Raw genomic sequence first — 20,979 nt, 5'->3', positions numbered from 1 at the left:
TGTGTGTGTTTGTCTTGATTCTCAGTATTTGATACTCAATACTCAAATCTTGATACTATATTTTCAAATCCTGATACTATTTACAATATGAATACAATAAAAGTAAGTGTTAAAGACCGTTTAGCAACCATTACATTGGATAGGGGTAAATCGAACGCTTTAAACCGCGAGCTGATTACCGAACTTAATGATATGCTTAAAAATATCGCTGCCGATGATAATATCGGCGGCGTAATTTTAACCGGAACCGCACCTTTTTTTTCTGCAGGTTTAGATTTGATAGAACTCTATAACTATAACGAAGAGGAAGCTAAATCTTTCTGGGAATTGTTTCTAGGCTTTACAGCTAATATGGTTGCTTTTAAAAAACCGATTATTGCAGCCATCAGTGGCCATAGTCCGGCAGGTGGTTGTGTGATGGCCCTGGCTTGCGATTATCGTATTATGGCCGAAGGGCAATATATTATCGGTTTAAATGAAGTGCCCGTAGGTATTATTGTGCCAAACAGTATTTTCCAGTTATATGCTTTTTGGATAGGCAAAGCCGAAGCTAGCCGTAGTTTGCTTTCGGGCAAATTGTACAGCCCGGAGGAGGCCTTAAAAGCAGGTTTGGTGGATGAAGTGGTTAAAAACGAAAGCATGCTTACAGCTGCTGAACGTAAAATTAAAAAGTACATGGAACTCGAAAGCAATACATGGTCGCAAAGTAAGCTTAATATCCGCGAAGAACTCATTGCTGCGGTATCGGCCGATCAATCAGAAACTTTGGAGAAAATGTTGGCCCAATGGTGGTCGCCGGCAACACGCCATATTTTGCAAACGATTTTAGCTAATCTGCAACGGAAATAGTTATCAGTTGGCGGTTTGCAGTTTTCAATTAACGGTTTGATGTAAACAATTTGACTATCAACTATGAACCATTAAACCATTAACCAGTTTATACGATTAACCATTACCAGCAATAAAACAATCTCAACAATAAACAATTAAACCTCAACAATTAACCAAATACAATTATGTTCAGTTATAACTCACCAATGCTTAGAGAAGACGCTTTAAAAGGAAAAACCATTGTAATTACAGGTGGCGGAACCGGACTGGGGAAGGCAATGGGTGTTTATTTCCTGAAATTGGGTGCCAATCTGGTCATTACCAGTCGTAAGCAGGATGTTCTTCAAAAAACTGCCGACGAAATGGAAGAGAAAACAGGTGGTAAAATACTGGCAGTGGCCTGCGATGTGAGAGAGGTTACACAGGTGGAAAATGTTCTTGCTAAAACCCTTGAACGTTTTGGGTCGGTTGATGTGCTGTTGAATAATGCTGCAGGTAATTTTATTTCTCCAACTGAGCGGTTATCGGCCAATGCATTTTCGTCTATTATCGATATTGTATTAAAAGGAACCGTAAACTGTACGCTTACTTTCGGTAAACATTGGATTAAAGAAAAACAGCCTGCAACCGTTTTAAATATCGTTACCACTTACGCATTTACAGGTTCGGCCTATGTGGTTCCTTCTGCCTGTGCAAAAGGTGGCGTTTTGGCCTTAACCAGATCTTTAGCAGTAGAGTGGGGCAAATACGGCATCCGTACCAATGCCATTGCGCCAGGGCCATTTCCAACCAAAGGTGCCTGGGAGCGTTTATTGCCCGGCGATCTGGCCAAAAAATTCGACTTTAAAAACCGTGTGCCATTAAAAAGGGTGGGCGATCATCAGGAACTAGCCAATTTAGCGGCATTTCTCGTGAGCGATTTCTCCGGATACATCAACGGGGAAGTAATTACCATCGATGGTGGCGAATGGTTGCAGGGCGCAGGCCAGATGAACGGATTAGAAGCCATCCCTAACGAAATGTGGGATATGTTGGAGCAGATGACGAGAAGCGCTAAATGATGTAAAATGTTAGATGTAATATGGATGATGTAGGAAGTCCTGATTGCTAGATACATTATCCGTCTTACATTTTACATCATCCATCATTTTCCCTTTTCCATCATACATCTTACCTTTTTATTTATCTTTGCCCTATATGAATATCTTACTTTTAGGTTCAGGCGGCAGAGAAAGCGCATTCGCTTGGAAAATGAGCCAGTCTTCGCACTGCGATAAATTAATTATTGCTCCAGGAAACGGTGGCACAGGAGCTTATGGTACCAATATCAACATCAATGTGAACGATTTTGATGCCATTAAAAAAGTAGTACTTACCGAAAACATCGAACTGGTTGTTGTAGGTCCTGAAGAGCCTTTGGTAAATGGTATTCACGATTTTTTCCTTGCTGATAAGGCGATTGCCCATATTCCTGTTATCGGACCTAAAAAAGAAGGAGCTATTTTAGAAGGGAGTAAAGATTTTTCTAAACAGTTTATGGAGCGTCATGGCATTCCTACCGCGGCTTCAAAATCTTTTACCCCCGAAACTTTAGAAGATGGTTTGGCTTATCTTCAAAACCATGCATTGCCTGTTGTTTTAAAGGCCGATGGTTTAGCTGCTGGTAAAGGCGTATTAATCTGCACTGAGACCATCGAGGCACAGGAAGAATTAAAACTGATGCTTGGCGGTAAGTTTGGTGCAGCCGGAGCTACCGTAGTTATTGAGCAGTTTTTAAGCGGAATCGAACTTTCGGTGTTTATTTTAACCGACGGCGAAAACTATATTACACTTCCTTCGGCTAAAGATTATAAGCGTATCGGTCAAAACGATACCGGTTTAAATACTGGTGGTATGGGCTCGGTTTCGCCTGTTCCGTTTGCCACTCCGGAGTTTTTGGCGAAAGTAGAAGAACGCATCATTAAACCAACAGTAGAAGGTTTAAAGAAAGATAATATCGATTATACAGGTTTCATCTTTTTCGGACTGATCAAAGTTGGGGAAGAGCCTTTTGTGATCGAATACAATGCCCGTATGGGCGATCCTGAAACCGAAAGTGTAATCCCAAGGATAGAAAATGATCTGGTTGAACTCTTTTTGGCTACTGCAGATAAAAAGCTGAATGAAGTGAACTTGGTCATTTCTGATCAAACTGCTGCTACTGTTATGATTGTTGCGGGCGGTTATCCGGGTGATTACCTTAAAGGAAAAGCCATTACCGGAATCGAAAACCTACGCCATTCTAATGCTTTCCATGCAGGTACACTTCTGGAAAACGATGTGGTTAAAACCAATGGCGGCCGTGTAATTGCAATTACCAGTTTGCAGAAGGATTTATTTACAGCGTTACAATCAGCAACTGCTGATGCCGGAAGGATCTATTTCGATGGTAAATACTTCAGAGAAGATATTGGCTTTGATTTAGTTTAAACCAATTTGATATAAAAAGAAACCCCTCAGATTTATTAATCTGCGGGGTTTCTTTTTACCTTTACGTCACCCTGAATTTATTTCAGGGTCTATTTTGTACTAAGGATGCTGGAAATAATATGATGTTACTTCGATTTATTTCCCAATAATTCCTGTAGTTTATCCTGTAAAGCCTGCTCCCTTAATCCTTTGGCAATAATTTTTCCGGTTGGATCAATTAAATAGTTGGCAGGGATTGATTGTATGCCATACATTTTGGCTACTTCGTTACTCCATCCGTTTAAGTCAGAAACGTGTGTCCAGGTTAATTTATCTGCTTCTATCGCTTTTAACCATGCGGCTTTGGTTGTTCTGGTATTACCACCATCTAACGAAACGCCCAATACAGTAAAGCCTTTATCTTTAAATTTATTGTAAGCTACTACAACATTTGGGTTTTCCTGGCGGCATGGACCGCACCACGAAGCCCAAAAATCAACCAATACATATTTACCTTTAAAATCAGATAATTTTACCGGTTTGCCGGTAGTGTCTGCCTGTGTAAAATCCATGGCCATTGCACCAACTGCTGTTTTTCTTCCAGCTTCAAATATCTGGGCGATTCTTTTACCTGTAGCACTTGCTTTCAGCTCCGGCGATAATCCGGTAAAAGCCTTTTCTGCCGCCACTACCTGATCTGGATCTGTAGCCAGTTGGTTAAGCGCTGTTAAGCTGATATAAGATTTTGGATTGCTGCTGGCATAGCTCAATAAGATAGGTGTTAAATCTGCGCTGGCTTTCTCGTAACGGCTCATTGCATCTTCCCTTACCTTAGGGTCTTTTTGCTGCTCTGGTGTAAGTTTCGCATACTCTGTGTTAATCGCATTAATGCGGTCGTCAACAGGTTTGGTCAGGGCTTTTAATTTTTTACTGTCATCATTAATCACCGATCCGGTAATTGCTGCTGTTTTAATAGAATCTGTTCCGGTTATTTTGATTGCGGTTGGCTCTAGGAACAAAGAAATATAATCCAATACTTCGCCTTTGGCCGGGCGGTTAACATAAGGATTTTTGTTCAGGAACAGGTTTCCGGCAGCGGGATCAGTTAAAGTACCTTTAAAACTGAAAGCACCGTTTGCAATAGTTGCAGAATCGGTGATTGATTTATCATTAGCTCTGTAAACCAGATAAACCTTATCGCCGGTTTTTAATCCTTTGATATTACCATTTACCGTAAATGGCTTTTGTGCTAAGGCTGCAAGGGGCAATAATGCCATTGCAGATAATAATATTTTTTTCATGAATAAGTTAATTGGTTCTATTTAATGGTCTCAAATATAAGATATCAACAGCATTAAAAACGTAAATAGCTGTGTAAAATTATGATATATTATTTTATATTCAGGAGGCTTTATTATTGTTAAATTAGCTGTTGTTCAATAGATTTCCAGCTCAAAACTTTGTGTTTGCTACGTTTCTGGTTTTCTAATCCCCCATAGATTAATGTTTTCTCCACTTTTTTAGGATTTGCATTAGCTTCAAACTTATCCATGTTTTTAAAAAGATCGGGGGTAACGGTTTGGGTGGCTTTAATTTCAAATATCGAGTAACCATCACTGGTTGGTTCAAGTAAATCTATTTCGTTGGCATTGCTATCTTGCCAAAAGTAGTATTCATTATTTAAATAGTTGTGATAGTTTTGTTTTTGAAATTCAGCAATTACCATATTCTCAAAGATATTTCCCTTTAGCCTATTCTTTGTTAACGCCTCACTGGTGTTAATTTTAAGTAAATGGCACAAAAGACCTGTATCATAAAAATATAATTTTGGTGTTTTTACCAATCGCTTGTTAAAGTTTTCGTAATATGGCTGTAAAAGGTAAATAATATAACTGCTCTCTAAAACTGAAAGCCAGCTTTTTGCGGTTGGTTGCGAGATATTGCAGTCATTTGCGAGTGAACTTAGGTTGAGTAGTTGTCCGGCCTGGTTGGCACATAAGCCGATAAATGTTCTGAATGTCCGTAAATCTTTAATATTTAAAAGTTCAGTTACGTCCTTTTCTACGTAGGTCTGTATATAATTTGCAAAATATACGCTAGGTTGTATGTCACGGTCGTAAATAGCGGGATAAAAACCTTTAACACAGGCTGTGGCATATGAATCTTCTAGTAAATTATTGGTTTTAAGCTCCGTTAAATCAAAAGGCAAAAGTTTAAATAATGCTACCCTGCCCGCAAGACTCTGCGTAATTCCCCGCATTAAATGAAAATTTTGAGAACCCGATAAAATAAACTGGCCCATTATTTTAGATTCATCAACTATACTCTGCAGATAAGAAAAAAGTAATGGTACCCTTTGCACCTCGTCAAAAATCACTTTATCGTTGTATTCGTTTAAAAAACCATTAGGGTCTTCGGTTGCAAAAGCCCTAACGTCAGGATTTTCTAAGGAAATGTATCTATAATCTTTAAAAATGTTTTTTAATAGGGTGGTTTTTCCTGATTGCCTGGGACCGGTTAATGCGATAATTGGGAATTTGCTTTTTTGATCTTGAATGTGCTTGATTATATTTCTGTTAACTAATTGTTGCATAGTTAGTTGTTTTAGTCAAATATATGATAAAAAGATATGACAAACAACAATAAATTTGAAATTACATAGCTTCAATTTTGAAATTACATAGCTTCAACTTTGAAATTACATAGCTTCAGCTTTGAAAATACACGGATCCTATTTTGAAATTGCACAGTTTTTAATTCAGCTTTTGATAGGTACGCCACCATAAATCGGGCATTTCGCCATTAACTGCGGTTTGGTAATCATCGTACCTGCAGGGCACAAGATGGTAACGTTCATTTTGGGTTTGGCCTGATGGGTAGGGAACCTGCATCCACCAACGGTCTGATTTTTTGCTCTTCACAAACATCATTTCGCCCGAACCATCCTTCAAACTGGTGCGGTAAATCATGAACTGCGATTTTGGTGTTAGCGGGAAATCTTTTTTGCGGGCATAAAAACCTTCAACAAAATACCATACCATTTGGGCAAGCAGAAAAGCCGTTTGTCCGTTGTTATCATAAGCCGGGTTAAATTCATAAAACCCAATAGAAGTAAGTTTATCGTTCATACCTGCATAGCGTACAATGCGGCAGGCTTCCTCACCGTCAAAACCGTTTGGCGTAGCATTGGCATTTGCAGCAGCATCGGCAGAGCGGATGGCACCCATATCAAAACTGATCATGTTTGCATTACGGATAATCGGCTCTGTTAAGGTAATATCCTGTGCAAACTCACCCAGGCGGTGTACATCAAAATACAGCTTATCCATTACACTCAAACTTTCCTGGTTTACAAAATAGGTTTGATAACCAACGTTGCTAAAGTTGAAGAGGTAATTCGGTTGGTGCAGAAAAATTTTGTTCAGGTAACAATCAGATTGCGTGGCAATGCCCTCGTTATCGTCGTCTCCTATGTCAAATTGGTTGTCTATAACCACCAGATCCACTTTTTGCTCCAGGTCTTCATATCCCATGTACTGGCCATAGGTTAAATCCTGTCCGCCACCGATAATAATCGGAATAATATCTTTTTTGATCAGTTCGGCTACCACCATTTTAATAGCGATATAGGTATCGGCTATGGTAGCGCCATGTTTAATATTGCCTAAATCTACAATCCTGCTGGTAAAAGCACCTTCGTTCAGTTTATAAAATTTTTCCCTAAAATAATCAGGGGCCAGGGCAGTACCCTCATTATTAACCGCCCCCCTTCCATCAAGTACCCCAAAAATGGCCAGATCGTAAGTGGTTTCCTCAAAATCAGGGAAAGCCTCGGTGTAGATCTGCGCTTTTAACCCCAGCTGACTTGTAAAAAATCCGTGCTTGGGTGTAAAACTATCAGGGTTTATGGGTGAAAAGAAATCCGTTAATGACATATATTTAAAACTCTCGGCTCAAATATCTATTTTTGAATGCGTATTTCCACATATAGCCCGAAAAAAATAAAATGATACTGGTAACCGGAGGAACTGGATTTTTAGGATCTGAATTAATTAAGCAGTTAACTGATAAAGGTTTAGCTGTGCGGGCCTTGAGGCGGGAGAAATCTAAAATCCCTGTCCTGATCCAAAACAACCTACTTATCGAATGGTTTGTGGCAGATATTAATGAACCTTCTGCCTTAGAAGATGCCTTCGATGGGATTACCAAAGTTTACCATTGTGCTGCATTTGTGTCATTGAGCGCCAAAGATAAAAAACAGCTTTTCCACGTAAACATCGAGGGTACCTCGAACATTGTAAATCTTTGTGCCGAAAATAACTGCAGGCTGTTGCATGTAAGTTCTGTAGCAGCATTGGGCAATGCCAAAAAGGGAAATAAAATAAACGAAAAGGATTTCTGGGAATACGATGCAAAGGCCCATGCCTATGGATTATCGAAATATGAGGGCGAGATGGAAGTTTGGCGTGGCATTACCGAAGGGTTGGATGCCATTATTGTAAATCCATCGGTAATTATCGGTAAAAATGCGGGTTTTGAAGGAAGTGGAGCCATTTTTAAACTTGTAAAGGGCGGTTTCCCTTTTTATACCGATGGCGCATCGGGTTTTGTTGATGTGGAGGATGTAGCCAAAGCAATGATTTTATTGATGGATACCGAAGTTTCGGGAGAACGTTACATCATTTCTGCAGATGATTATCATTATAAAAACCTTTTCAGTGAAATTGCGCTGGGTTTTAATGTTAAAGCGCCAACAAAAGAAGCAAAGCCATGGATGCTCGGTATAGCCTGGCGGGCGCTGAAATTTGTCTCCCTTTTTACCGGGAAAGAGGCTTCTATTACCAAAGATACCGCAAAAAGCAGTGTAACGCTGAGTTATTACAACAACGATAAAATAAAATCGGAAACCGGGATTGTGTTTAAGCCGGTTGCCGAAAGCATAAAAGAAATTACCCAACATTTAAGATAATGCCCAAACAAAAAGCCTATTACATCATCGATTTCGATAGTACCTTTACCCAGGTAGAAGCACTCGATGAACTCGCAAGGATTTCGCTCAAGAACCACCCCGATAAAGAAGCGATTTTCCAGAAAATTGAAGATTATACCAATTTTGCCATGGAAGGAAAACTTTCCTTCTCCGAAAGTCTGGCACAACGCGTAAAACTGCTCGAAGCAAACGAAGATCATTTAAAACAGCTTATCAAGCATTTAAAAAAGAAAGTTTCAACCTCTTTCTCCCGTAATGCCGAGTTCTTTAAAAAACATGCCGATGATGTTTTGATCGTTTCAGGTGGGTTTAAAGAGTTTATCACCCCTGTGGTAAGCCAGTACCACATTAAAAAGGAAAATATTTACGCCAATACCTTTGTAACCACGGGTGATGGCAAAATTATCGATTACGACCATGCCAATCCGCTAAGCGAAGAAGGTGGAAAGGTAAAATTGCTTCAACATTTAAAGCTGGAAGGCGAGTTGTTTGGTATTGGTGATGGTTACTCTGACTTTCAGTTGCGTGAAAGCGGTATCATCAACAAATTTTTTGCTTTTACAGAAAATATTGCCCGCGAAAGCATTGTTTCCAAAGCCGACCATGTTACGCCAAGTTTCGACGAGTTTTTATATGTAAACGATCTGCCACGTGCAATTTCGTACCCGAAAAACAGGATCCTCTGTCTGGTAATCGGCGAAGTTGATCCGTTAACTATTTCTATCCTTAAAAACGATGGCTTATCCATCCGTCATAAAACCTCTTTCGAAGAGAAATATGTAAAAGATGTTGGAATTATCCTTTTGGCCGATGGCGAAAAAATAGACAAGGAACAGTTAAAAAATGCCGCCAAACTGAAAACAATAGGTTATTTGGGTAACGCTAAAAATAAAATAGACCTCGATCTTTGTACCAAACAGGGTATCGTAGTTTTCGACGATCCTAAAAATAACCCGCGTAACATCGATTTTATCCCAAAAAGGGTTGCCGATTTTATGAATACCGGAGCGACATATTTAAGCAGCAATTTCCCGAACCTGCAATTGCCAAAAATCGAGAAATCGCACCGTTTAATCCATATCCATAAAAACGTACCGGGTATTATGGCAAAAATCAATACTGTTTTTGCCAAACACGATATTAATATTGTGAGCCAGTTTTTAATGACGAATCCCGAAATCGGTTATGCCATTACCGATATCAATGCACAATACGATAAACAATTGTTCAAATCGCTTAAAAAGATCGAACAAACGATAAAATTTAGGGTGCTGTATTAATCCCCTAAGTCACCGTCATTTCGAGCGGAGTGCAACGTAGCCGAGAAATCTGTTTCGAGATAGATCTCTCCGCTCCACTGCGTTTCGGTCGAGATGACGTTTTTTTAATCAAAACTCTGCGTCGATCAGCAAAATCAGCGGGAGACATTTAAACTTTAGTTTCCCGCTGATTTAAGAAAATACCGCAGATGCACCGCGCAAAGCGCTTTACACTAATCGCCTAATGCTACCTTCTCCTCAACAGCAAATGCTTAGGCGCCCCAAAAGTCTGCGATTTATAAATCCCCGTATGGCCCGAAAATAAATATGCCGTAACACAGGCCAATGCAATATAAACGCCCGATGCTGTGCCAAACAGCTCTACACCCATAAAAATACAGGCTAATGGGGTGTTTGCTGCTCCTGCAAATACCGCTACAAAACCCATTCCGGCCAACAAACCAAACGGTAGGGGGATAAAGCAGCTCAGAAAACTGCCCAATGTAGCCCCAATAAAGAAAAGTGGGGTAACCTCACCGCCTTTAAAACCAGCGCTTAGCGTAAGTGCTGTTAAAAACAATTTAATAGCAAAAGTATAATAAGCTTCCTGTTGTGTAAAGGCTTCCGAAATAACCGGGATACCTAAACCAATATAGCGTGTATTACCGATTAGATAAATAATTCCAATCAAAATAATACCGCCGACAAAAGGTCTTAACGGTGGGTATTTAATTCTCGAAAAAAGTTTGGCCAGGCTATGGTTTAAGGCAGAAAAACTTCTGGCAGTAAGTCCGAATAATATGCCAGCACCTAATGATAACAGCAGGTTGACCGAGCCCATTTCGGGTACGGCGCCAATGGTATAATGTGTATGGCCAACGCCCCAGGCTTTGCAGGCATAATCGGCAATAACTGCCGTAATAAACGAAGGTAGGATCGCACTATAGGTTAAACTTCCTACAATAAAAACCTCCAGGCCAAATACTGCTCCGGCCAGGGGTGTACCAAAAACAGAAGCGAAACCAGCACTGATCCCACAGATCAATATCACTTTCCTGTCCCTTGGTTTAAGTTTAAAGAGTTTAGTAAACTGATCGGCAAAAGCACCGCCAATCTGTACCGCCGTACCTTCTCTGCCTGCCGATCCACCAAATAAATGGGTGATAATAGTCCCGGCAAAAATGAGCGGCGCCATAATGATCGGGATCACTTTTTTGGGCGATTGCAGTTCTTCTATTAAAAGGTTATTGCCCTTCACCACAGCGGTTCCCCAATAGTGATAAGCCAAACCGATAATTAACCCGGCAAGAGGCAAAAAAGCGATAATCCAAAGGTGTTGTTCGCGGTAATTGGTGGCCCAGTTTAAGGTACTTAAAAATAGGGCCGAGGCCGAGCCGATAATCCCGCCCAATAAAGCAGAGATGAAAAGCCACTTAATAGAGCTGATTAAAAGTAATCCGAAATCGAGCTTAATAAAGCGTTTGATAGACAGAAGAATCCCTTCTGTTAAGTTTTTAACAGGCATTTTAAATCAATTTTAAATAAAAATCGTAGGAGTCATCAGCCTGTTTTGGCGGTTTTGGCGGCACCCCATCGCCATCATTCCAAAAGTATAAAATTTAGTTATTTGTTGCAAAATCTTTATCACCTTTGTGCAACTAACTTTAAACCATGGATTTCACACCAGAAATAAAAGACAAACTACACCAATTACAGGAAAAGTATACGGCAATGGGGCAGGATATGGCATCGTACCTCGACGGCTTGTTATATGCCGATTTCCTTACCTACTGGGATTACATCCACCTGGATACTTTATTAAGTTTACAGAGCCCCAAAACACCTTTCCCCGATGAGGAAATTTTCATCATGTACCACCAGATTACGGAGCTTTATTTTAAACTGGCCCTGCACGAATGTAAACAGGTAGCTGAGCATGAAAATTTAACCGTCGAATTTTTTACCGCTCGAGTAAAAAGGATCAATGCTTATTTTAATGCTTTAACCACTTCGTTCGAGGTAATGGTTGATGGAATGGAGAAAGAACAGTTTTTAAAATTCCGCATGTCTTTATTACCTGCCAGTGGTTTCCAATCTGGTCAGTACAGGATGATCGAGATCTGTGCTACCGATTTTATCCGCCTGGTAGATAAATCTAAACGTGAAGAATTAAGTACGGCTACTATCGAAGATCAGTTCGAACATATTTATTGGAAATTTGGTGCAACTGAATTAGCTTCCGGTAAACAGACTTTAACTTTAAAACAGTTTATCAAAAAATATGCTGCCCAGTTTTTGCAACTGGCAAAAGACCGTTCCCTAACTAATTTTTCAGCTTTATACCATCATTTAAAAGCTAATGGGGCCGATGTTTCTGCCCTCGCAGATGAATTGCGCAAGCTCGATTTATATGTAAACGTAGAGTGGCCTTTATCACATTATAAATCGGCTGTACGTTATCTGGAGAAAGATCCGGTTGATGTTGCAGCAACCGGTGGCACCAACTGGCAGAAATACCTGCCCCCTCGTTTTCAGAAAAGAATTTTTTATCCTTCCTTATGGACTGATGAACAGATGGAAGAGTGGGGCAAGGGATGGGTGCTTAGTGTACTTAAAACACTCAAAAACAAAGATTAATATTGCAAAAAGCTATTAAAAAAGGCTGTTTTTTACTAATTTGCGCGAAATAATTAATGACAGAATGAGTGAATTATTGAATTAGCGATTGAGCGGATAAAAACATTCAATCATTGGAACATTCACTCATTCAAAATTTCAAATACAATGACCGAGACATTAGATATAAAAATCACTAAAGCAGGCGAAACACGTTTGACTGTTACTGATTTTTCGCAATTACCGTTCGGTAAGGTTTTTACCGATCACATGTTTACTGCCGACTACGAAAATGGCGAATGGAAAAATTTACAGATTCTTCCTTATGGCCCTATTCCGATGAGTCCTGCAATTTCTGCACTTCACTATGGACAGGCAATTTTCGAAGGTTTAAAGGCTTACCGCCATCCTGATGGAAGGATCAGCGTATTCCGCGCTGACAAAAACTTCGAACGTTTTAACAAATCGGCAGCAAGAATGTCGATGCCGACCATTCCTGAAGAAATTTTTATGCAGGGTTTGGCTGCGTTGATTAATGTAGACGAGAAATGGGTACCTAACCAGGAAGATTATGCTTTGTATATCCGTCCGGTAATGTTTGCAATGGATCCTTATTTAGGGGTTAAAGCATCTGATACTTATAAATTTGCTTTATTAACCACACCAACCGGACCATATTACAGCAGTGCTTTAAAGGTGAAGATCGAAACTGAATTTACACGTGCCGATGAAGGTGGTGTAGGTTTTGCCAAAACTGCCGGAAACTATGCCCGTTCGTTATATCCTTTTGAGCAGGCTAAAAAAGAAGGTTACGATCAACTGATCTGGACAGATTCGGTAACACACGAATTTATCGAAGAAGCCGGAACAGCTAACCTGCTTTTTGTGATCGATGGTAAATTGGTTACGCCATCAGTACGCAGTACGGTTTTAGACGGTGTTACCCGCGATACCATTATCAAACTGGCCAAAGAAGCCGGTGTAGAAGTTGAAGAACGCAGGGTTTCGGTTAAAGAAGTGATAGAAGGTATTGAAAACGGTAGCTTAACTGAGGCTTTTGCTGCGGGTACTGCTGCAACGGTAACACATGTTGGCGAACTGGGCTACAATGGTCAGATCTATAAATTAACTGATCCATCAACAAGACACATTTCGAATGGCATTGCTAAGAAACTGAACGATATCCGTTACGGTTTAGCACCTGACGAGTTTGGCTGGAACTGGGTTTTGTAATAAGAAACCGATATAGATAACAATTCGAAAAAGCGTCGTCATCTCGACTGGAACGCAGTGGAATGGAGAGATCTATCTTGATAGATTTCTCGGCTTCGTTGCACTCCGCTCGAAATGACGACGTTCTTTTATTGGAAAATCTCTGACTTCAGCCTTCCGACTACCTTACTTATCCAAAATAACCACACCTTTAGCTTCAAAGGCCAGTTCTTTTTTAGGATCGGTAATTTTTGCTACTTCTTCCGGAGTTTTTTTAGCGTCTTCTGCATAATGGCGTAAAGTTTCAACAGAGATGGTCTGTTTTTTAGCTATTCCATCTAAAACTACTTTTTTACCAACAATATCTTTTGGCATAAAGAAGGCATAATCTTTAAAAGTTACACGCATCGGATCTCCGTTCGGCATTTCCAATGTCATCCAGCATCCTTTTTTCTTGCACACATCCACTACTTTACCTTCGATTTTCATATCAACGGTTTTATTATCGCCCATTGCAGCTTCCATTTTAGCCGCAGGCTTAACGTCGCCAGGTTTAACTTCTTCTCCGAATTTTTGGCCAGTATAGGCCGTTTGTGCAACAGCAAATGCAGCAAACAAACAAAAGCTTAAACTTAAAATAATCTTTTTCATCATTAATTGGTTATAATTCTTCCGGTTATTATCTTTTTCAAAGTTATTTAAAATTTTTCTAAATAATGATTCAAAAAAAATCCCCGCTAACAGCTGTTAGCGGGGAAAATCATCCCTATTTTCGTGTAGATCACATCCTATGATGTACAATCTATATGTTTATAGGCAAACTTGAGTCCAAAAGAGTTATTTAGGTTTGGTTTTGTGGTAACTAATTTGTTTTCAGATTGTTGTGTATTTTTCTGAATAGGCCAATATCTAGTCAATAGTTGAAGTGTGGAATTTTATCATCTATTTGGGGAAAGTTGTGGATTCGCTTCCACAAAGGCTATTAACCAAATACGAGACTAAATACTTCTTCTATTTTACTTACAGCTTTAATTTCGAGGTTATATTTTTCTATTGCGATGCCTTTTAGGTTGTATTTCGAAATATAGATGCTTTCAAAACCCAGCTTATCTGCTTCGGCTATCCGCTGCTCAATTCTGTTTACGGCCCTGATTTCGCCCGATAAACCAACTTCGGCAGCGAAACAGTTTTTCGAGGAAACAGCAATATCCTGGTGCGAAGAAATAATCGCAATGAGTACGGCTAAATCTATTGCGGGATCTTCTACCCTTATTCCACCTGCAATGTTTAAGAAAACATCCTGTGTGCTTAACCTGAAACCACAGCGTTTTTCTAAAACGGCTAGTAGCATATTCATTCTTTTGGTATCAAAGCCCGTAGCCGATCGCTGTGGGGTACCATAAGCGGCTGAACTAACGAGGGCCTGGGTTTCGATCAACATTGGCCTGGCGCCCTCTAAAGTTGCAGCAATGGCAATCCCGCTTAATTCTTCATCCCGTTGCGAAAGCAGAATCTCCGATGGATTGGAAACCTCGCGTAAGCCACTGCCCTGCATTTCATAAATGCCTAATTCGGCCGCCGCACCGAAACGGTTTTTGATCGATCGTAAAATGCGGTAAACGTGATGTCTGTCGCCTTCAAACTGCAAAACGGTGTCAACCATGTGCTCGAGTATTTTCGGGCCTGCAATGGCTCCATCTTTGGTGATATGGCCAATAAGAAAAACAGGTACACCGGTTTCTTTAGCAAAACGCAATAATTCTGCTGTACATTCGCGCACCTGCGATACACTACCAGGTGTTGAATCGATATGCGCCGAATGCAGGGTCTGGATGGAATCGATCACCAAAATTTCCGGTTCTAAAATTTCGATCTGTTTAAATATATTCTGTGTAGAGGTTTCAGTAAGAATATAACAATCAGACGATGGGCTTTCATTTATCCGCTCGGCCCGCATTTTAATTTGCTGTTCGCTTTCTTCGCCCGAAACGTAGAGTAATTTTTTTCCTTTTAGATTTAAGGCGAGCTGGAGCATCAGGGTCGATTTGCCTATGCCGGGTTCACCACCGATTAATATCAAAGATCCCTCTACCAAACCTCCGCCCAAAACACGGTCAAGTTCTTTATCTCCCGTTAAAATCCTCCTTTCAGTTGAAGACTGGATTTCATCAACTTTACTTGGTTTGCTTAATTTACGGCCAGTAGCATCGCTTTTCCATGTTGGAACCGATGCCGGGCTTTTCTCAACAATTTCTTCTACAAAGGTATTCCATTGATTACACGACGGGCATTTGCCCAGCCATTTTGCCGATTCGTAGCCACAGCTCTGACAGAAATATGCAGTTTTTGATTTTGCCAATTGATTAAGATTTAAGATTACGAATTTAACCTTTATTGGGGATAAACCTCGCAGGTTTAATTCGGTGTTGATGTTATTTTTAATGGCCTCATTGAGGGCTGCGCCGTTTAAAAACCTGCGAGGTTTAATTTCAGTTGGTCGAGATTTGCAATCTCGACCTTAATAACTGTGGATTTACAATCCATCAAAGGATTAAAAATTCTTAGTCTGGAAGTCGGGATTGCAAATCCCGACTAACTGGAAGAAAAAAAGCCCCGATATAAATCGGGGCTTTCTAATATCAATGTATTCCGGGTTACAGTTTAATTTCTTCGTCTTTTGCAGAGATAAAGTGGAACTCGGTAAGGTAATATGATGATTGTGCCTTTACTTTAATCCACTGTCCGTATTTAAAGAACCAGCGGCGCTGAAGGTTGAAAATGCCTTTTGTAATATAAGCTTCTATGTAAGGGTGTACACAAAGGGTAACACCTTTTTCATTCTGCTCTCTTAAAATATAATTAAGGTTGTTTTCAATATCATCCATTAAAACGATACTCGCTTTAATTTCTCCGGTCCCATCGCAGGCCGGACATTTTTCTACCGTAACAATGTTCATTTCCGGACGTACACGCTGCCGGGTAATCTGTACCAAACCAAATTTGCTCGGAGGCAGAATGGTGTGTTTGGCCCTATCCAATAACATCAGCTCACGCAAATAATCGAATAGCATTTTACGGTTTGTTGGTTTGTGCATATCGATAAAATCGATTACCACAATACCGCCCATATCGCGTAAGCGCAGTTGACGGGCAATTTCTTTAGCCGCCTCTTTGTTTACCTGTAAAGCATTCTCTTCCTGATTTTCTTTACTGGCAGTACGGTTTCCACTGTTTACGTCTATTACGTGCAGTGCTTCGGTGTGTTCTACAACTAAGTAGGCTCCACCAGGTAGGTTTACTGTTTTTCCGAAAGCATTTTTAATCTGCTTTTCTATTCCAAAGTGATCGAAGATGGGTTCTTTCTGTTTGTACAGTTTAACGATCTTTTCCATTTCTGGTGAAATATCGTGCACATAAGAACGGATATCATCGTACAGCTCTGGTGTACTTACGTAAACGTTTGTAAAATCAGGGTTCAGAATATCACGTATTAACGTTGATGATCTGTCCATTTCGCCCCAAACTCTTTTTGAAGGTTCGGTAGAAGGTATTTTTTTAATGAAGTTTTCCCATTTAGCGATCAGATCCAAAAGATCTTTCTGCATTTCGGCAACCCCTCTGCCTTCAGAAACGGTTCTGATAATTACCCCAAAATTTTGGGGCTTAATACTCTCGATAATCTTTTTTAAACGATTACGTTCTGTATTACTTTTAATCTTTTTTGATACAGATATGGTATTGGAGAATGGCACCAGTACCACATACCTGCCGGCAATCGAAATGTCGGAACTTAAACGCGGTCCTTTGGTAGAAATTGGCTCTTTGGCAATTTGTACGGGTAGGAGCATGTTTTTACTGAGCACATCAGAAATTTTGCCTGCCTTGTTTATATCGGCTTCGAGCTTTAAATTATCTAATAATGTGCCTGTAACCGAGCCATTACGCTTGATCTTAGTTAGCTTAATTAAAGATTGCACCTGAGGGCCCAAATCAAAATAATGCAGAAAAGCATCTTTTTCATAACCAACATCCACGAAAGCAGCATTCAGGCCCGGCATAATTTTTTTAATGCGGCCCAAATAAATATCGCCTACAGCGTAGTTATTATTGATTTGTTCTTTGTGAAGCTCAACAAGTTGTTTGTCTTCAATCAACGCTATGGTAACTCCGGCAGGAGTCGAATTGATAATTAATTCTTTTACCAACAGCTACAGATTTAAGGCTTTCGCCTATTAACAAATGGATAGTAAATAAAAAACATTGATCCAGCCTGAATGCTATACAATAAAAAAAATCGTATAAATTGTTTAAACCTCATAGTGTTCACTATGAGGTTTAATAGGCTTAATCAAAATAAGAAACTATTTTTTCTTATGTCTGTTTTTTCTTAAACGTTTTTTACGTTTGTGGGTAGCCATTTTATGTCTTTTTCTTTTTTTACCGCTTGGCATAGTTTTAAGTTTTAAATGTTTTTATTAATCTGTTAATTAATTTTTATTCTTTAGTTCAGCCACCTTCTTATCGATGAAAGATGATAAGGTTGGGTTAGCCGCTAATTTTTTGCTTGCTAAATAAGCATCAACTGCTTCTTTGTTTCTGCCTAAATTCTCCAGGGCTGTACCCAGGTAAAAATAAGCTTCAGGGGTTGGCTTTTCCGCAATAACCGTTTTAAAGCGGGGAATTGCTTTGTCGAACTGACCTGATTTGATAGAGAATAATCCTAAATTCATATTCGCCTTTAAGTTTTTAGGTTCTTTAGCCACCACTTCGAGCAACATTGCAATACCTTGCATTGGTGCGCCCAAACCGTTTACTATTGTAACACCTAAGCCCGTTTTAGCTTCAATGTTTGTAGAGTCTTTCTCTAATGCGTTTTTGTAAGATATATTGGCTTTCTGCAATAAAGCAGGTTGTGCCAGGCTATCTTGTGTACTTTCAAAAGCTTTTATAAACTGGTTACCAGCTGCTAACCACGATTTTGCCGATGGTTCGCCCTGTGCAACAATTTCTAAATATAATGCAGAAGGAGTGATTTGCTCTACATCGTCCCATTTCTGGGCTAATTGTTTTGCAATTTCGATCTTTTCTGAACCGTTTGCACCTTTGTAAGTGTTTTCTAAAGCTGTAATATCTGTAGCCAGGTTTTTATTGATTACATTTTTTGCAGCAGTAGATGAAGTTTCGATGTTTAGTGCCGCCGTAGTAGAAGCAGATGCCGCACCGGCCATTGGACCGCTTGCAGGCATTTTACCGTTTTCTTCAGTTGGTTTTACTAAACCCTTAATGTCCCTCGTAAATAAAAATGCAACAAGCAATACAATCGCTCCAATAAGTATGGTTTGTTTTGATCTGATGCTGCTATTCATATGTTTAAGACTTAGGCTTCTACGTTAATTTTTTTTGAGTTGCTTTTTACTTTGTCAACAAATACTTTTGCTGGTTTAAAGCTTGGAACAAAATGTTCCGGGATAATTATTGCAGTGTTTTTCGAGATATTTCTCGCAGTTTTTTGCGCTCTCTTTTTAACAACAAAGCTTCCGAAGCCCCTTACGTATACATTTTCACCGCCAATCATGCTGGTTTTGATAACCTTGAAAAATGCCTCAACTGTTTCCTGTACATCAACCTTCTCAATTCCGGTTTTTGTTGATATTTCTGAAATAATATCTGCCTTAGTCATATTTTATTAATTATTATATTATGTGTTTTAATATTACTACTGTTTTGGGGTTGCAAAAGTATTGCTTTTTAATGAGATAGGGAAATAAAAGATGATTTTTTTATCTCCAGACTTATCAGCCAATTGCAAGTTTTTTTTAAATCGAATAAATACACCGTAATTTGCAGCAATGACATTTCAAAATGAACTCATCAATTGGTACCTGCAGAACAAGCGCGATCTGCCCTGGAGGCACACAAATGATGCTTATACCATCTGGTTATCAGAGGTTATTTTACAACAGACAAGGGTAGAGCAGGGCTTGCCTTACTTCAATAAATTTTTGGAAAATTTTCCAACTGTTGTCGATTTTGCCAGTGCTACCGAAGCGAAGGTTTTGAAGCTCTGGCAAGGCCTGGGCTACTACTCGAGGGGTAGAAACATGCATGCCACAGCGCAGATTGTGGTTAAAGATTACCATGGAATCTTCCCAAATCTGCATGATGAGCTGATAAAATTAAAGGGAATCGGTGAATATACGGCCGCTGCAATTTCCTCTTTTTCGTCAGGGGAGGCGCGTGCCGTGGTTGATGGAAATGTATTTAGGGTACTTGCCAGGTACTATGGAATTGGCACGGCTATCAACTCTCCGGCGGGTAAGAAAGCGTTTTATGTTTTGGCTAATGATTTACTCTATCGGGAGGATCCGGCACTGTACAACCAGGCTATTATGGAGTTTGGGGCCATGCAATGTAAGCCGAAATCGCCAAACTGTGGCATTTGTCCGCTTAATCAAACCTGTTATGCCTTTAGCCACAAAATGGTAAATGAGCTCCCTGTAAAGCTTAAAAAAGCCGCGCAGAAACGCCGTTACATCAATTATTTCGTTTGTTTTGAAGATGGACAGGTACTGGTAAGGGAAAGGCAGGCTGGCGATGTTTGGCAGCATCTGTACGATTTTCCAAGCCTCGAAACGCTGACAGATGAAGGTGAAAACACGGAATCTTTTGTGGATCAGGTGAAAATTACTTTCGGAAATGATGCCAGTTTTCAATTAATAAGCACTAAAAAACACATTTTAACACACCAAATTATCCATGTCCGTTTTTTTGCATTAAAAAATTATATATTTAACTTTAGTAAACAAAAGGAACTTAATTGGGTTTCTTTAGATAAGTTAGATGAGTTACCGCAGCCAAAAGTAATCCACGATTTTGTACAGGAATACTTTATAAAAGACAGAATGGAGTAACTAACCATCTAATGCGGTGCATATTTACGTAACGAAACAACTAACCAAAAATATTTATGTCTGGGATTAACAAAGTTATTTTAGTAGGCCATTTAGGCAAAGACCCTGAAGTGCGGCATTTAGATGGTGGCGTAACAGTAGCCAGTTTTCCATTGGCTACGTCTGAAACGTACAACAAAGATGGCAAGAGAGTAGAACAAACAGAGTGGCACAATATTGTACTGTGGCGCGGTTTGGCCGAGGTAGCTTCTAAATACCTGCAGAAAGGCAAGCTGGTTTATATTGAAGGTAAACTAAGAACAAGATCTTTTGAAGACAAAGAAAAGGTTAAAAAATATGTAACAGAGATTGTTGCCGAAAATTTTACGATGCTGGGCAGGAAGAGCGATTTTGAACAGAGCCCTACCGCGCCGGCACATCAAAGCACCGAATCGAAAATTGAAGATGAATTTACCATTGGCCCGTCTGACGAAAACGGCGACCTGCCATTCTAAATCAATCTTTACAATATAATATAAATGGAGCTGCCTGATGAGAGGCGGCTCTTTTTATTTAAACTCCTCGCGCTACCGTCATTTGGAGGAGTAATTTATTGTATAAACTCAAAATATGATCGACAGAGACCTTAACGTAATAACTCCTAAAAGCTACCGTCATTTCGAGCGGAGTGCAGCGAAGTCGAGAACCACGTAAGTGCTCAGCGAAGCTAAAT

Annotated in this window: 18 protein-coding genes and 1 riboswitch; of the genes, 9 read left to right on the top strand and 9 right to left on the bottom strand. The window is 39.8% G+C overall.

The window, feature by feature from the left end; translation table 11 throughout:
- Positions 1-87: 87 nt before the first annotated feature.
- From B2V92_RS19585 to purD, 3 genes are all read left to right on the top strand, one after another.
- Complete coding sequence (locus tag B2V92_RS19585) at positions 88-849, top strand: enoyl-CoA hydratase/isomerase family protein (RefSeq protein ID WP_293311397.1); 762 nt, start codon at positions 88-90, stop codon at positions 847-849.
- A gap of 188 nt (positions 850-1,037) precedes the next feature.
- On the top strand, positions 1,038-1,892 hold the full coding sequence (locus B2V92_RS19580; RefSeq protein ID WP_293311395.1) for an SDR family oxidoreductase: 855 nt from the start codon (positions 1,038-1,040) through the stop codon (positions 1,890-1,892).
- A gap of 136 nt (positions 1,893-2,028) precedes the next feature.
- The gene (purD, locus tag B2V92_RS19575) at positions 2,029-3,300 is read left to right on the top strand and encodes a phosphoribosylamine--glycine ligase (RefSeq protein ID WP_293311393.1); all 1,272 of its coding nucleotides are present in this window, start codon (positions 2,029-2,031) and stop codon (positions 3,298-3,300) included.
- Positions 3,301-3,425: 125 nt separating this feature from the next.
- Here the strand turns inward: purD and B2V92_RS19570 are convergent, their stop codons facing one another.
- From B2V92_RS19570 to B2V92_RS19560, 3 genes are all read right to left on the bottom strand, one after another.
- Positions 3,426-4,580, bottom strand: coding sequence for an AhpC/TSA family protein (locus tag B2V92_RS19570; protein ID WP_293311391.1), 1,155 nt, complete (start codon positions 4,578-4,580; stop codon positions 3,426-3,428).
- Between the two features lie 119 nt (positions 4,581-4,699).
- On the bottom strand, positions 4,700-5,872 hold the full coding sequence (locus B2V92_RS19565; RefSeq protein ID WP_293311389.1) for an ATP-binding protein: 1,173 nt from the start codon (positions 5,870-5,872) through the stop codon (positions 4,700-4,702).
- Between the two features lie 160 nt (positions 5,873-6,032).
- Positions 6,033-7,214: a formimidoylglutamase gene (locus B2V92_RS19560; protein WP_293311387.1), complete on the bottom strand. Its 1,182-nt coding sequence runs from the start codon at positions 7,212-7,214 to the stop codon at positions 6,033-6,035.
- Positions 7,215-7,285: 71 nt separating this feature from the next.
- Between B2V92_RS19560 and B2V92_RS19555 the strand changes: the two genes are divergently transcribed.
- Together B2V92_RS19555 and B2V92_RS19550 are read left to right on the top strand one after the other, a co-directional pair.
- The gene (locus B2V92_RS19555; protein ID WP_293311385.1) at positions 7,286-8,248 is read left to right on the top strand and encodes an NAD-dependent epimerase/dehydratase family protein; all 963 of its coding nucleotides are present in this window, start codon (positions 7,286-7,288) and stop codon (positions 8,246-8,248) included.
- Entirely contained in the window at positions 8,248-9,549 is a 1,302-nt protein-coding gene (locus B2V92_RS19550; RefSeq protein ID WP_293311383.1) for an HAD-IB family phosphatase, read from the top strand. The genes B2V92_RS19555 and B2V92_RS19550 overlap by 1 nt, the downstream gene beginning before the upstream one ends.
- A 226-nt stretch (positions 9,550-9,775) precedes the next feature.
- On the opposite strand, the gene B2V92_RS19545 is transcribed toward B2V92_RS19550, so the two are convergent.
- Positions 9,776-11,053, bottom strand: a complete 1,278-nt coding sequence (locus B2V92_RS19545) for a voltage-gated chloride channel family protein (RefSeq protein ID WP_293311381.1) — start codon at positions 11,051-11,053, stop codon at positions 9,776-9,778.
- Between the two features lie 19 nt (positions 11,054-11,072).
- A riboswitch (Fluoride riboswitch) is annotated at positions 11,073-11,135 on the bottom strand.
- Between the two features lie 64 nt (positions 11,136-11,199).
- Between B2V92_RS19545 and B2V92_RS19540 the strand changes: the two genes are divergently transcribed.
- Together B2V92_RS19540 and B2V92_RS19535 are read left to right on the top strand one after the other, a co-directional pair.
- Positions 11,200-12,165 carry a tryptophan 2,3-dioxygenase family protein gene (locus B2V92_RS19540; protein WP_293311379.1) on the top strand — a complete coding sequence of 322 codons (966 nt, stop codon included), beginning with the start codon at positions 11,200-11,202 and terminating at the stop codon, positions 12,163-12,165.
- 147 nt (positions 12,166-12,312) lie between these two features.
- Positions 12,313-13,377 carry a branched-chain amino acid aminotransferase gene (locus tag B2V92_RS19535; protein ID WP_293311377.1) on the top strand — a complete coding sequence of 355 codons (1,065 nt, stop codon included), beginning with the start codon at positions 12,313-12,315 and terminating at the stop codon, positions 13,375-13,377.
- Between the two features lie 165 nt (positions 13,378-13,542).
- On the opposite strand, the gene B2V92_RS19530 is transcribed toward B2V92_RS19535, so the two are convergent.
- The 5 genes from B2V92_RS19530 to B2V92_RS19510 form a co-directional block, all read right to left on the bottom strand.
- Positions 13,543-14,010, bottom strand: a complete 468-nt coding sequence (locus tag B2V92_RS19530; protein WP_293311375.1) for a DUF4920 domain-containing protein — start codon at positions 14,008-14,010, stop codon at positions 13,543-13,545.
- Between the two features lie 328 nt (positions 14,011-14,338).
- Entirely contained in the window at positions 14,339-15,715 is a 1,377-nt protein-coding gene (radA, locus tag B2V92_RS19525; protein WP_293311373.1) for a DNA repair protein RadA, read from the bottom strand.
- Between the two features lie 295 nt (positions 15,716-16,010).
- Positions 16,011-17,561: an Rne/Rng family ribonuclease gene (locus tag B2V92_RS19520; RefSeq protein ID WP_293311371.1), complete on the bottom strand. Its 1,551-nt coding sequence runs from the start codon at positions 17,559-17,561 to the stop codon at positions 16,011-16,013.
- 282 nt (positions 17,562-17,843) lie between these two features.
- Positions 17,844-18,722 carry a tetratricopeptide repeat protein gene (locus B2V92_RS19515; RefSeq protein ID WP_293311369.1) on the bottom strand — a complete coding sequence of 293 codons (879 nt, stop codon included), beginning with the start codon at positions 18,720-18,722 and terminating at the stop codon, positions 17,844-17,846.
- Between the two features lie 11 nt (positions 18,723-18,733).
- Positions 18,734-19,036 (bottom strand): HU family DNA-binding protein, encoded by a 303-nt coding sequence (locus tag B2V92_RS19510; protein WP_025143406.1) that lies wholly within the window; start codon positions 19,034-19,036, stop codon positions 18,734-18,736.
- 169 nt (positions 19,037-19,205) lie between these two features.
- Here B2V92_RS19510 and mutY point away from each other — a divergent pair, with 169 nt between their 5' ends.
- Positions 19,206-20,267 (top strand): A/G-specific adenine glycosylase, encoded by a 1,062-nt coding sequence (gene mutY, locus B2V92_RS19505; protein WP_293311364.1) that lies wholly within the window; start codon positions 19,206-19,208, stop codon positions 20,265-20,267.
- Positions 20,268-20,323: 56 nt separating this feature from the next.
- The gene (locus B2V92_RS19500; RefSeq protein WP_293311362.1) at positions 20,324-20,761 is read left to right on the top strand and encodes a single-stranded DNA-binding protein; all 438 of its coding nucleotides are present in this window, start codon (positions 20,324-20,326) and stop codon (positions 20,759-20,761) included.
- Positions 20,762-20,979: the final 218 nt, after the last annotated feature.

It is taken from the genome of Pedobacter sp. UBA5917 (genome assembly GCF_002432345.1).
Lineage (GTDB): Bacteria > Bacteroidota > Bacteroidia > Sphingobacteriales > Sphingobacteriaceae > Pedobacter.
This window is presented reverse-complemented; position numbering and strand designations above follow the sequence as displayed.